At 71.3% G+C, this 12018-nt stretch carries 12 protein-coding genes; 7 read left to right on the plus strand and 5 right to left on the minus strand.

Going from position 1 to position 12018, the window contains the following annotated elements; translation table 11 throughout:
* Positions 1-3: 3 nt before the first annotated feature.
* Both ACIQTP_RS13675 and mgt read left to right on the plus strand, forming a co-directional pair.
* Positions 4-1293, plus strand: coding sequence for an ABC transporter substrate-binding protein (locus ACIQTP_RS13675; RefSeq protein WP_403399455.1), 1290 nt, complete (start codon positions 4-6; stop codon positions 1291-1293).
* 110 nt (positions 1294-1403) lie between these two features.
* Complete coding sequence (mgt, locus tag ACIQTP_RS13680; protein ID WP_403399457.1) at positions 1404-2606, plus strand: macrolide-inactivating glycosyltransferase; 1203 nt, start codon at positions 1404-1406, stop codon at positions 2604-2606.
* A 113-nt stretch (positions 2607-2719) separates the two neighbouring features.
* On the opposite strand, the gene ACIQTP_RS13685 is transcribed toward mgt, so the two are convergent.
* Entirely contained in the window at positions 2720-4984 is a 2265-nt protein-coding gene (locus tag ACIQTP_RS13685) for an MMPL family transporter (RefSeq protein ID WP_403399459.1), read from the minus strand.
* 276 nt (positions 4985-5260) lie between these two features.
* Between ACIQTP_RS13685 and ACIQTP_RS13690 the strand changes: the two genes are divergently transcribed.
* Both ACIQTP_RS13690 and ACIQTP_RS13695 read left to right on the plus strand, forming a co-directional pair.
* The gene (locus ACIQTP_RS13690) at positions 5261-5809 is read left to right on the plus strand and encodes a DUF1697 domain-containing protein (RefSeq protein ID WP_403399461.1); all 549 of its coding nucleotides are present in this window, start codon (positions 5261-5263) and stop codon (positions 5807-5809) included.
* The gene (locus tag ACIQTP_RS13695) at positions 5802-6179 is read left to right on the plus strand and encodes a DUF4440 domain-containing protein (RefSeq protein ID WP_402038293.1); all 378 of its coding nucleotides are present in this window, start codon (positions 5802-5804) and stop codon (positions 6177-6179) included. The genes ACIQTP_RS13690 and ACIQTP_RS13695 overlap by 8 nt, the downstream gene beginning before the upstream one ends.
* A gap of 75 nt (positions 6180-6254) precedes the next feature.
* Here the strand turns inward: ACIQTP_RS13695 and ACIQTP_RS13700 are convergent, their stop codons facing one another.
* Positions 6255-7085: an aldo/keto reductase gene (locus tag ACIQTP_RS13700; RefSeq protein ID WP_403399463.1), complete on the minus strand. Its 831-nt coding sequence runs from the start codon at positions 7083-7085 to the stop codon at positions 6255-6257.
* 39 nt (positions 7086-7124) lie between these two features.
* On the opposite strand from ACIQTP_RS13700, the gene ACIQTP_RS13705 reads away from it, so the two are divergent.
* The 3 genes from ACIQTP_RS13705 to ACIQTP_RS13715 are packed head-to-tail and all read left to right on the plus strand — an operon-like array spanning position 7125 to position 9469.
* Entirely contained in the window at positions 7125-8162 is a 1038-nt protein-coding gene (locus ACIQTP_RS13705) for a ketopantoate reductase family protein (protein ID WP_403399465.1), read from the plus strand.
* A gap of 10 nt (positions 8163-8172) precedes the next feature.
* Positions 8173-8784: a TIGR03086 family metal-binding protein gene (locus ACIQTP_RS13710; RefSeq protein ID WP_403399467.1), complete on the plus strand. Its 612-nt coding sequence runs from the start codon at positions 8173-8175 to the stop codon at positions 8782-8784.
* Positions 8785-8839: 55 nt separating this feature from the next.
* Entirely contained in the window at positions 8840-9469 is a 630-nt protein-coding gene (locus ACIQTP_RS13715; RefSeq protein ID WP_403399470.1) for a DsbA family protein, read from the plus strand.
* A gap of 72 nt (positions 9470-9541) precedes the next feature.
* Here ACIQTP_RS13715 and ACIQTP_RS13720 read toward each other — a convergent pair whose 3' ends face one another.
* Genes ACIQTP_RS13720 through ACIQTP_RS13730 form a run of 3 tightly spaced genes read right to left on the minus strand, consistent with a single transcriptional unit; the run spans position 9542 to position 11988 of the window.
* Positions 9542-10285, minus strand: a complete 744-nt coding sequence (locus ACIQTP_RS13720; protein ID WP_403399471.1) for a sirohydrochlorin chelatase — start codon at positions 10283-10285, stop codon at positions 9542-9544.
* 7 nt (positions 10286-10292) lie between these two features.
* A complete protein-coding gene (locus tag ACIQTP_RS13725; RefSeq protein WP_403399474.1) occupies positions 10293-11213 on the minus strand; it encodes an ABC transporter permease in 921 nt (306 codons plus the stop codon).
* A complete protein-coding gene (locus ACIQTP_RS13730; protein ID WP_403399836.1) occupies positions 11200-11988 on the minus strand; it encodes an ABC transporter ATP-binding protein in 789 nt (262 codons plus the stop codon). Before ACIQTP_RS13730 ends, ACIQTP_RS13725 begins: the two co-directional genes overlap by 14 nt.
* Between the last annotated feature and the right edge of the window lie 30 nt (positions 11989-12018).

Raw genomic sequence — 12018 nt, forward strand, 5'->3', positions numbered from 1 at the left:
TCGATGCGCGCGAGAGGACGCCTCGCGCTGGTCATGGGGTTGCTGCTCCTGCTGGGCGCGGGCTGCTCCGGTGGCGGCGGCGGATCGGAGGGCGGCGGGATCACCCTGCGCTTCCAGTCCCTGGCCTGGCAGCAGGAGTCCGTCACCGCGAACGAGGCGCTGGTGAAGGAGTGGAACGCCACCCATCCAGGCGTCAAGGTCGAGTACATCCAGGGCAGTTGGGACAGTGTCCACGACCAGCTGCTCACCTCCTTCGAGGGCGGCGAGGCGCCGGACATCATCCACGACGCCTCGGACGACCTCGCGGACTTCGCCTACGGCGGCTATCTCGCCGATCTGCGCACGCTGCTGCCCGCGCGGCTCAAGGCCGAGATCCCGCAGCACAGTTGGGACACCGCGACCTTCGGGGACGGGGTCTACGGCGTGCCCTTCCTCCAGGAGCCGCGGGTCCTGATCGCCAACGCCGGATGGCTGAGGGCGTCGGGCGTCCGCATTCCCACGCCCGAACGGCCGTGGACCTGGGACGAGTTCCGGGCGATCGCGAAGCGGCTGAGCGGCAAGGGCAGGTACGGCGTCGCCTGGCCGCTCAAGGAACCCGTCTCGGCGACGCTCAACCTCTCCCTCTCCACCGGCGGACAGCTGTTCCAGCGGGGCGCCGACGGCAAGGTGACCGTCCGGTTCGACGCGGCCGACGCGGTGGTGCCGAGGACCGTGCACGACGAGGTGAACACGGACCGCAGCGCCTCCAGCGCCACGCTCGGCATGGGCGGCTCCGACACACTGCCCGGCTTCTTCGGGGGGAAGTACGCGATGGTGCCGCTCGGGTTCTCCTACCGTCAGCAGATCGTGCAGCAGGCGCCGAAGGGCTTCGACTGGCAGGTGCTGCCCGCCCCGGCCGGCGCGGACGGGCTCACCCAGGGCGTCAGCCCGCAGACCCTGTCCATCGCCGCCGACAGCCCGCACAAGAAGGAGGCCGCCGCGTTCATCGACTTCCTGCTCCGGCCGCGGAACATGGTCCGCCTCGCCCTCGGCGACTGGATGCTGCCCACGGGGACCGAGGCACTCAAGGACCCCGCCCTGCACACCGCCAAGGACGGCTGGGCGACCGGCGCCGCCCTCGCCGCCCACCTCCGCCCGGCCCCCGCCCAGTCCGTGCGCGGCTATCCCGAGTGGAAGGACAAGGTGGCGACCCCCGCCTTCCAGGAGTACTACAGCGGGGCGATCGGCCTCGCCGAGCTGAGGAAGCGGCTGGTACGGAACGGGAACCTGGTGCTGGCCCGCTATCAGAGGTGAGTGGTCGGGGCCAGAGGTGAGTGGCCGGGGCCGGTACCGAGGCGGCGGTGGCCGCTGACACGAGCGGAAACAGGTTGAACGAGACGTCTCGTCTTGCCTAAGGTCGTCGCATGACTACCCGCCCCGCCCACATCGCCATGTTCTCCATCGCCGCCCATGGGCACGTGAACCCGAGCATCGAGGTGATCCGCGAGCTCGTGGCGCGCGGCCACCGCGTGACGTACGCGATTCCGCCCGCCTTCGCCGAGAAGGTCGCCGCGACGGGGGCCGAGCCGAGGCCCTGGCACTCGACCCTGCCCACGGACGACGACGACCCGGAGGCATGGGGAACCGAGCTGATCGACAACATCGAACCGTTCCTGACCGACGCGCTGCAGGCCGAGCCGCAACTCGCGGCGGCCTACGAGGGCGACGAACCGGACCTGGTGCTGTACGACATCACCGCGTACCCGGCCCGGGTGCTCGCCCACCGATGGGGCGTGCCGATCGTGCAGCTCTCCCCGAACCTCGTCGCCTGGGAGGGCTATGACGAGGAGGTCGGCAAGCCGCTGTTCGAGCCGCTCAAGCGGACCCCGCGCGGCAAGGCGTTCTACGACACCTTCGCGCGCTGGATCGCGGAGAACGGCATGGACCTGAGCGTCGAGGACTTCATGGGCCGCCCCGACCGGTGCCTCGTCCTCATCCCCAGGGCCCTCCAGCCGAACGCCGACCGCGTCGACGAGAAGCGGTACACCTTCGTCGGCGCCTGCCAGGGCGACCGCGCCGCACAGGGGGACTGGCGGCGGCCCGCCGACGCCGAGAAGGTGCTGCTCGTGTCGCTGGGCTCCAGCTTCACCAAGCAGCCCGCCTTCTACCGCGCGTGCGTCGAGGCCTTCGGCGGGCTGCCGGGCTGGCATGTCGTGCTGCAGATCGGCCGCTTCGTCGACCCCGCGGAGCTGGGGGAGGTGCCCGGCAACGTGGAGGTCCACCCGTGGGTGCCCCAGCTCGCGATCCTCCGGCAGGCCGACGCGTTCATCACGCACGCCGGTGCGGGCGGCAGCCAGGAGGGGCTGGCCACCGGCACCCCGATGGTCGCCGTACCGCAGGCCGTCGACCAGTTCGGCAACGCCGACATGCTCCAGTCGCTGGGCGTGGCCAGCCACCTGCCGATGGCGGAGGCCACGGCCGAGACCCTGCGGGAGGCCGTCCTCGCCCTGGTCGAGGATCCCGAGGTGGCGCGCCGTCTGGCGGTGATCCGGGAGGAGATGGCGGGAGAGGGCGGCACCCTGCGGGCGGCCGACCTCATCGAGGCCGAGCTGCCCGCGGGCGCGTAGGCGAGATGGGCGCATGGGCAAGAGCGGCGCGTAGGCAGGATGGGCGCATGGGCAAAGGGCCTGTCGGTTCCCCGGGGGAACCGACAGGCCCTGATGCCGGCCTGGTTACGGGGTCACACCCCGGCCCGCTCGCCCTCCCGGGCCGGCGGGAGCACGGCCTCGGGCGACTCGTCGTGGGTGAGGTCAGGCAGCCGGTTCAGCCACTTCGGCAGATACCAGTTGCGCTCGCCGAGCAGCGCCATCACGGCCGGCAGCAGCACCCCGCGGATGATCGTCGCGTCGATGAGCACCGCGGCCGCCAGGCCCACACCCATCTGCTTCATGGACTGCATGGACAGCGTGCCGAAGATCGCGAAGACGGCCACCATGATGACGGCGGCGCTGGTGACGACACCGGCCGTCGTGACCACCCCGTGCCGGATCGCGTCCTTGGTGTCCCGGCCCCGCAGCCGCGCCTCACGGATCCGCGAGACCACGAACACGTGGTAGTCCATCGAGAGCCCGAAGAGGATCACGAAGAGGAACAGCGGCAGCCAGGTGACGATGGCGCCCACGCCCTCCGCGCCGACCAGCGAGGCGCCCCAGCCGTGCTGGAAGACGGCGACCAGGATGCCGTAGGCCGCAGCGACCGACAGCAGGTTGAGCACGATCGAGGTGATCGCGATCGTCAGCGAGCGGAACGAGAGCAGCATCAGCAGGAAGGCGAACACGACCACGAACGCGAAGACCGGGGCCACCGAGCCCAGCAACTGGTCGCTGAAGTCGTGCGATCCGGCGACCTGTCCGGTGATCGGCGCCTGGACGCCGTCGACCTTGCCGAGCGTGTCGGGCCGCACCTTGTCGCGCAGCAGCTGAAGGCTCTTCTCCGCCTTGTCCTGGTCGGAGCCGCCCACGAGGGGCACGTACACGAACGCGACGTTCTGCGCCTCGTGCACCTTGATGTCGACCGGGCCGCGCGAGGCGCCCGAACTGATGGCCCGCGTACGGAAGTCGGCGAGCGCGGACTTCACGTCGGCGGCGTTGATGTCGTGCGCCTTGACGACCACCTCGGCCGGCTCGGAGCCGCCCGGGAAGGCGTCGTTGACCCGGTTGTACGTCCCCACGATCGGCAGCGAGTTGCCGAACTCCTTGTCCAGCGTCAGCTGTTGCGTCTTCATGCCGAGGGCGGGAGCGGCGATGGCCAGCAGCGCACCGGCCGCGACGACCAGTGAGACGGCGGGCTTGGCGAGCACGACCCGCAGCACCGCGCTCCAGAACCGGCTGCCCTCCTCGGCGGACCGGACGCGCTTGCCCCTGGCACGCCGCTTGTCCGGGTGCAGGAACGGCAGGCGGCCCTTCTCGACCCGCTCGCCGAGCAGCGAGAGCAGCGCGGGCAGCACGGTGACCGAGCCGACCATGGCGACGGCCACGACCATCAGTGAGGCCAGCCCCATCGCCTCGAACTCGGCGAGACCGGTGAAGAGCATGCCGGCCATCGCCACGCACACCGTGACACCGGAGACGACGATCGCGCGGCCACTGGTTGCGGCGGCGATCCGCAGCGCGGCACCGGCGTCCCGGCCGGCCTCGCGCTCCTCGCGCTCACGGCGCAGATAGAACAGGCAGTAGTCGACGCCGACGGCCAGACCCACCAGGAGCATCACGGAGTTGGCGGTGTCGCTCATCGGCTGGAGGTGGCTGACGATGCCCATCAGACCCATCGTCGCCATGATCGCGGTGAGCGCGAGCGCCACCGGGAGCAGCGCCGCCACCAGGGCCCCGAAAGCGATCAGCAGAATGCCGAGGGCCACCGGCACCGCGGAGTACTCGGCCTTCTTGAAGTCGTCGCCGAACGCGTCGGAGAAGGTCTTCTGCATGCTGGCGCCGCCGATCTCCTCGATCCGCAGCCCCGCGTGGTCCTTCTGGACGCCCTTGACGGCGTTCAGCACCGGCTCGACGCGGTCGCCCGCGGTGTCCGCGTCGCCCCGCATGTCGAACTGCACGAGCGCGCTGCGCCCGTCCCTGGAGATCGTCTTCGTCTCGTACGGGGAGGTCACGTCCGTGACCTCGCCGGTCCCCTCGACGGCCTTGACGAGGGCGGTGACGGCGGCGCGGAAGTCGGCGTCCGTCGCCTTGACGCTCGCGTCCTTCCCCTGGATCAGGACGCTCTCACCGGCCGGGGCCTTGATCCCCGAGTCCTCGATGATCTTCGCGGCGGTGTGCGTCTCACCCTTGAGCTGGTCGCTCTCCTTGACGTCGACGCGGCCCGCCGCCGAGCCGAGCCCCATCGCCAGGACGACGAACAGCACCCAGATTCCCACGGCGGCCCATCGGTGCCGGGCACTCCAGCCGCCTGCCCGCGCGGCGATGCCCCGCACCCGTATGTCTCCGTTCCCCATGACGGGCCAGCCCCCTTGTGCACGGTGACAGCCCCCTGCCGTCACCTCTGCTTATGAAGGTAGGCGCCGGATAAGAACGTCTCCTCGTGCTGCCCGGTGAACGCCGGGACCCCCGGCTCCTCCCCGCGGACCCCGTCGCCTCCGCACTGGGGAGGACAGGGGCCCCTTACACCTATCCGGGCCTCTCGGGGATCCCGATCAGGGTGCGGCCGCCGATCGGGACCGGGGTGCGGGTGTTGGTCCGCCTGGGCCCGACGGCCGTCCTATGGTGTGCGGATGACGACGACGTACGCGGCACTGCTGCGCGGGATCAACGTGGGCGGCAACAAGAAGGTGCCGATGGCCGAGCTCCGCACCCTGATCGAGGAACTCGGCCACGGCGACGTACGGACGTACCTCCAGAGCGGCAACGCCGTCTTCTCCACCGACCGCGGGGACGAGGACTCCCTGGCGGCCGAGTTGGCCGAGGTCATGGAGAAGCACTTCGGCTTCGGCGTCGGCGTGCTGGTCCGCGACCACGCCTATCTGAGGGCCGTACGGGAGGCGTGCCCGTTCCCGGCCGCCGAACTGGAGGCCAAGCAGCTGCACGTCACCTACTTCTCGGGCCCCGTCGACCCCGAGCGCTTCGCCTCGGTCGACCCGGCGGTGTTCCTGCCGGAGGAGTTCCGCCTCGGCGACCGGGTGCTCTATCTGTACGCCCCCGACGGCCTGGGACGCTCCAAGCTCGCCGAGGCCCTGTCGAAGCCGCGGCTCCTCAAGGGCGTCACCGCCACCACCCGCAACTGGAACACGGTCGTCAAACTCGAGGAGCTGACCGGTGCCTGAGCACAACCCCGCCGTGGAGGCCGCCATCGTGGGCGAACTGCGCCTGCTCGACGCCGAGGTCCGCCGCTCGCCGGAGCGGATGGGAGCGCTGCTCCACCCCGACTTCTACGAGTTCGGCTCCTCCGGGCGGCTGTGGGACCGCGCTTCGGTCCTCACCGAACTGACCTCGTTGGCGCAGCAGGGGTCGCGGCCCATCACCACGTCGCGGATGAAGGGTGTCCAGCTCGCCCCGGACCTGGTCCACCTCACCTTCGACACGGAGGATGACAATGGCCGCCGGGTGCACCGGAGTTCGCTGTGGCGGCGGACGGAGGACGGCTGGCGCCTGTACTTCCACCAGGGCACGCCGTTCAGCTCCGACCCAGAGTGACCTTTCGTACGCCGTCGTAGGTGGTGTACGAGACGATCTCGTCCGGGACCGTCAGCCTCGGGTCCCGGTACAGGGTCAACCCAGCGCCGCCATGTCCTCGGCGGTGAGCCGCACCGCGCCCGCGTCGAGGTTCTCCTCCAGATGGGCGAGGGATCCCGTGCCCGGGGTCGGGCACAGCACCGGGGAGCGGTGCAGCAGCCACGCCAGGGCGATCTGCCCCGGTGTCGCCCCGCGCGCGGCGGCGATCCGGGCGCACTCCGGGTCGGCGGTGAGGGAGCCGTTGCCCAGCGGGAACCAGGGCAGGAAGGCGATGCCGCGCGTCTCGCACAGCTTCAGCAGCGGCTGCGAGTCACGGTCGAGCAGGTTGAAGCGGTTCTGGACCGAGGCGATGTCGGTCAACTCCACTGCCACTTCCAGCTGTTCGGCGGTGACGGTGTCGAGGCCGATGTGCCGGATCTTGCCCTCCGCGCGCAACTCGTCGAGCGCGCCCAGCTGTTCGGCCATCGGCACGGCCGGGTCGAGCCGGTGCAGCTGGTACAGGCCGATCGTGTCGAGCCGCAGCCGCCGCAGGCTCGCCTCGCACATCTCCCGCAACCGCTCGGGCCGCCCGGCGACGTGCCAGGCATGGTCGCTGGTGCGCACGACGCCGCCCTTGGTCGCGATCAACGGGCCCTCGGTGTACGGGTGCAGGGCCTCGGCGACCAGCTCCTCGGCGATCGAGGGACCGTAGTTGTCGGCGGTGTCGACGAGGGTGACCCCGCGCTCGACGGCCCGCCGCAGCACGGCCACCGCGTCCCGTGAATCCCCGCGCGGCCCCCAGTACCCGGGACCGGTCAACTGGGCGGTGCCATAGCCGAGCCGCCGCACCGCCGGCTCCCCACCGAGGGCGAAGCTTTCCGAAACCATTGAATGGAGGGTACACACGACTGTGCGAGGCTCATCCCCATGCGCTACATCATCATCGGAGCGGGAGCGGTCGGCGGGGCCATCGGCGGCCGGCTGGCCGAGGCGGGCCACGAGGTGGCACTGGTCGCGCGGGGAACGCACTACGAGGCGCTGCGCACGCACGGGCTGCGGCTCATGACCTCGGAGGGGACGCGAACGCACCGGCTGCCCACGGTCGACGGGCCCGCGGCGCTCGGAGAGCTGCGCGCCGACGACGTACTGGTCCTGGCGGTGAAGACCCAGGACAGCGAGGCGGCCCTGGAGGCGTGGGGCCCGGCCCCCGTGGCGGGCGGCGGCACGGCGGCGCAGCGGCTGCCGCTGGTCTGCGCGCAGAACGGGGTGGAGAGCCCCCGGATCGCGCTGCGCCGCTTCCGGCGGGTGTACGGCGTCTGCGTCTGGCTGCCCGCGACCCTCGTCGGGCCGGGTGCGGTGTCGGCGGCGGGCGCCCCGCTCACCGGAATCCTGCACCTGGGCCGCCATCCGCACGGCACGGACGAGACGGCCCGCCGCATCGCCGCCGACCTGGAGAAGGCCCACTTCGAGGCACCGGTCGTGCCGGACGTGGCGCGCTGGCAGTACGCCAAGCTGCTCGGCAATCTCGCCAACGCGATCGAGGCGGTCAGCGGCGTCCTGACCAGCGAGGAGGGCCTGGCGCTCTTCGCACGGGTGCGCGCGGAGGGCGAGGCGGTGCTGACCGCCGCCGGCATCGCGTACACCGGCGAGGAGGAGCAGAAGCAGGTCCGCGACAACAAGATCCGGTTCGAGCCCTTCGACGGCTCCGAGCGCGGCGGCGGCTCCTCCTGGCAGTCCCTCAACCGCGGCACCGGCACCATCGAGGCCGACTACCTCAACGGCGAGATCGCTCTCCTCGGCCGGCTGCACGGTGTGCCGACCCCGCTCAACGAGCTGCTCCAGCGGCTCGCGAACACCTTCGCGCGCGAGCGCAGGGCGGCGGGCTCTCTGCCGCTCGCGGAGCTCGTACGCCTGGCCGACGAGGCTGTCGCGTTTGTTCAAGAGGAGCGCGCGCCGCGTCCCTAGCGTGGAGCGCATGAGCAATCCGTACAAGAACGTGCATCCGTACATGGTGGAATGCGCCGCCGAGGCCGCCCGGGTGGCCGGCGGTGTCACGGCGGCGCAACTGGCGGAGCCCGGTCCCACGCACTGCCCGGACTGGGACCTGCGCACCCTGGTGAACCACTGGGTCCTCTACACCTCGCACGGCCTGGAGCACCGTGCGCTGCGCAAGCAGCTCTCCGAGGAGCTGACCGGTCGCGACTTCACGGCGGATCCCGGCTGGGCGCGGGCGTACGCGGAGCAGCTCGACCGTGCCGTGGCCGCCTGGGACGACCCCGGGGTGTGGGAGGGCGAGGTCGAACTCGGGACGGCGAGGATGCCCGCCGCCGACATCGCCTCGATGATCGTCAAGGAGATGGCGGTGCACGGCTGGGACGTGGCGACGGCCACCGGCCAGGAGTTCCGGATCTCGGACGGCGCGGCCCGGCTCGTCCTGGACGTCGTCGACACGCACGCGGAGCTCTACCGTCAGTACGACGGCTTCGCCGACCCGGTACCGGTGTCCGACGACGCGCCCGTCTTCGAGCGCGCCCTCGCCCACAGCGGCCGGAATCCGCACCTGGCCCACACGGCAATGGACCAGTGATTCGGAGCAGAATTGGATCGTGTTCCTGTGCCACTCGCTGGCTAGCCTCGACGGTATGACGAACCCGAGGACGGACGACCGACCCACCCGCGTCGACTTCTACTTCGACCCGGCCTGCCCCTTCGCCTGGATCACCTCACGCTGGATGCTGGAGGTCGAGCGTGCCCGCCCGCTCGACCTCCGCTTCCGTGTGATGAGCCTCCACCTGCACAACCTGGGCAATGAACTCCCTGACTGGTACCGGGAATTGGTGGACAAGTCCGTCGGACCCGTACGGGTCGCGGTGGCCGCCGCCGCACAGCACGGCGAGAAGGTGCTGCGCGACCTCTACACCGCCTTCGGCACCCGCATCCACGACCGAGGGGCCGAGGACTTCGACGCCGTGGTCGCCGACTCCCTCGCCGAGCTGGGGCTCCCGGCCGAGTTGGCCGCCGCGGCCCACGACCCCGCGTACGACGAGGCGGTGCGCCGCAGTCACGAGGCGGGCCGGGAGCCCGGCTCGGACGGCTATGTGGGGACCCCCACCCTCCACGTCGACGGAACGGTGTGGTTCGGCCCCGTCCTGCGGGCCGTTCCACGGGGCGAGCGGGCGGCGGAACTCTTCGACAGCTTCCGTGTCCTCGCCGCCCACCCGGACTTCTTCGAGCTCAAGCGGACGAGGACGGGAGGACTGTCCTTCGACTGAACAGCGGTCCACCGGGCACCTCGTACACCGTCACGATCGCGACGGTGACGGCCACGACCAGGACGGGACCCGTCAGGCGCCGAGCGCCGCCATCAGCACCGGGACGCGGGCCTCGTCGTAGCGCTCCAGCAGGACCCGTGCCACCTCCGGCGCCGGGCCCAGTACGTCGGCCAGTACGTCCGCCTCGGCGGCGCCGCGGGCGATGCGGTCCGGCAGGAAGCCGGGGGCGAGGACGTAGGGGGCGACGGCGACACGGTCGCACCCGAGGGCGCGCAGTTCGCGCACCGCGTCCTCGGTGCGCGGAAGGGATGCGGAGGCGAACGCGGGCCGCACGGCGCACCAACCGGTGTGCCGCCACTCCCGCGCGATTTCTGCGATCACCGCGATCGCCTCCGGGTCGGTGGACCCCGCGGAGGCCAGCACGACCCCCGTCGAGGACTTGTCGGCGGGGGTCAGCCCCGCCTCGTACAGCCGGCGTTCGAGCGCCGCCGTCAGCAGGGGGGAGGGGCCGAGCACCTCCGCCTGGCGGATGCGCAGGCGCGCCGGGGCCTCCCGCAGGACCGCCGGGATGTCCGCCTTCGCGTGGAAGGCACGGGTGAGCAGGAGAGGCAGGGCGACCACATCGCGGACGCCCTCCGCCGCCAGGGACTCCAGCACCCCCGGCACCGAGGGGATGTTGAAGTCGAGGAAGCCGGTCTCCACGCGCAGGCCCGGACGCCGGGCCCGCACGCGCCGAACGAGGGCGTGCACCGTCGCGGCATGACGCGGATCGCGGCTGCCGTGGGCGATGACCAGGAGGACCGGACGACTCGTCATGACGGGCTCAGCTCTTCACCAGGAGACCGCGGCTGCGCAGCACCCACCGCTCCAGCGGGCTGAAGATCAGCAGGTCGATGGCGATACCGACGAACAGGATGAGGAAGATGGCGAGGAAGACCATCGACATGGAACTGGCGGTGCGGCCGTTCTCCAGCAGCTGACCGAGGCCGACGCCCAGGTCGGGGGAGGAGGCGATGATCTCCGCCGCCATCAGGGAGCGCCAGGAGAACGCCCAGCCCTGCTTCAGACCGGCCAGATAGCCGGGCAGCGCGGCCGGCATCACGATGTGCCAGGTCCCGCGCAGGCCCGTCGCGCCCATCGTGCGGCCCGCCCGCAGGAACAGCGGCGGCACCTGGTCCACGCCCGACACCAGGCCGTTGGCGATGGAGGGGACGGCGCCCAGCAGGATCACCGCGAACATCATCGAGTTGTTCAGGCCCAGCCAGATGACGGCCGGCGGCACCCAGGCCACGGAGGGCAGCGACTGGAGGCCGGAGAGGATCGGACCGATCGCGGCGCGGACGAACTTCACGCGGGCCACCAGCAGACCCAGCGGGGTGCCGATCACCAGGGCGAAGAGGAACCCGAGCAGACCGCGCGAGACACTCGTCCAGATGTAGCCGAGCAGCGTGCCCTGCAGCCAGGCGTTCTTGACCTCGCCCCAGACGTCGGACGGGGAGGGCAGCTTGCTCGGATCGGTGACGACCTTGAACGAGATCAGCGCCTGCCACACCACCAGCACCAGGGCGATGGCGACGAGCGGCGGCAGTATCTTCTCGACGAAGGTCTGGCGGAAGGACGGCCGGCCCGTGTGGGCGTTCGACTCCAGGGCGTCCAGGCCCGCTTCCAGGCCCGCCATGTCGTTGCCGGGGCCGTCCTTGACGGACTCGTCGGCCGCGTCGGCCTTCGTCTCAGTGCTGGCCATGGCGGCGGATCTCCCCACGCAGTTGTTCGGTGATCTCGACGGACAGCTCCGCCACGGCCGCGTCCTCGATACGACGCGGCTGCGGGATGTCGACCCGCCACTCGTGGGCCACCCGGCCGGGGCGGGAGGACAGCAGGACGACCCGCTCGGCCAGCCGCACCGCCTCACGCACGTTGTGGGTGACGAAGAGGACGGACAGCTGGGTCTCGCGCCAGATCCGGGTCAGTTCGTCGTGCAGGACGTCCCGTGTGATGGCGTCCAGTGCCGCGAACGGCTCGTCCATCAGCAGGATCTGGCTGTCCTGGGCGAGCGCGCGGGCCATCGCGACACGCTGGCGCATACCACCGGACAGCTCGTGCACCCGCTTCCCGTACGCGCCCTGCAGCCGGACGAGCTCGAGCAGCTCCTCCGCCCGGTCGCGGCGCTCGGACTTCGCGACGCCGCGCAGCCGCAGCGCGAGCTCGATGTTCTTGCCCGCGGTCAGCCACGGGAAGAGGGCGTGCTCCTGGAACATCAGGGCCGGGCGCCCGTTGGTCGTGATGTTGCCCGCGGTCGGGGCGTCGAGGCCCGCGACCAGGTTGAGCAGCGTCGACTTTCCACACCCCGAGGCCCCCAGGAGGGTGACGAACTCGCCCGGCGCGACATCGAGGGTGATGTCGTCGAGGACGAGCTGGGGCCCCGCCGGTCCGGCGAAGGATTTCGAGACATGCTCGATCCGGGCGGCTTGCTCCGCCACTTCGGCGCCGTCGGCGGCCTTGGCGAGGGTCGTGGCCATGGTCGTCACCTCCTGGGAACTCATCGGTGT

This window comes from Streptomyces sp. NPDC090798 (genome assembly GCF_044768965.1).
GTDB lineage: Bacteria > Actinomycetota > Actinomycetes > Streptomycetales > Streptomycetaceae > Streptomyces.

What these genes read in the sequence shown, in the direction of transcription:
- ACIQTP_RS13705 (WP_403399465.1), top strand. Translation starts at nt 7,125, where the DNA reads ATGCGCTACATCATCATCGGAGCGGGAGCGGTCGGCGGGGCCATCGGC.
- ACIQTP_RS13720 (WP_403399471.1), bottom strand. Translation starts at nt 10,285, where the DNA reads ATGACGAGTCGTCCGGTCCTCCTGGTCATCGCCCACGGCAGCCGCGAT.
- ACIQTP_RS13700 (WP_403399463.1), bottom strand. Translation starts at nt 7,085, where the DNA reads ATGGTTTCGGAAAGCTTCGCCCTCGGTGGGGAGCCGGCGGTGCGGCGG.
- ACIQTP_RS13710 (WP_403399467.1), top strand. Translation starts at nt 8,173, where the DNA reads ATGAGCAATCCGTACAAGAACGTGCATCCGTACATGGTGGAATGCGCC.
- ACIQTP_RS13685 (WP_403399459.1), bottom strand. Translation starts at nt 4,984, where the DNA reads ATGGGGAACGGAGACATACGGGTGCGGGGCATCGCCGCGCGGGCAGGC.
- ACIQTP_RS13715 (WP_403399470.1), top strand. Translation starts at nt 8,840, where the DNA reads ATGACGAACCCGAGGACGGACGACCGACCCACCCGCGTCGACTTCTAC.
- ACIQTP_RS13675 (WP_403399455.1), top strand. Translation starts at nt 4, where the DNA reads ATGCGCGCGAGAGGACGCCTCGCGCTGGTCATGGGGTTGCTGCTCCTG.
- ACIQTP_RS13730 (WP_403399836.1), bottom strand. Translation starts at nt 11,988, where the DNA reads ATGGCCACGACCCTCGCCAAGGCCGCCGACGGCGCCGAAGTGGCGGAG.
- ACIQTP_RS13690 (WP_403399461.1), top strand. Translation starts at nt 5,261, where the DNA reads ATGACGACGACGTACGCGGCACTGCTGCGCGGGATCAACGTGGGCGGC.
- mgt (WP_403399457.1), top strand. Translation starts at nt 1,404, where the DNA reads ATGACTACCCGCCCCGCCCACATCGCCATGTTCTCCATCGCCGCCCAT.
- ACIQTP_RS13725 (WP_403399474.1), bottom strand. Translation starts at nt 11,213, where the DNA reads ATGGCCAGCACTGAGACGAAGGCCGACGCGGCCGACGAGTCCGTCAAG.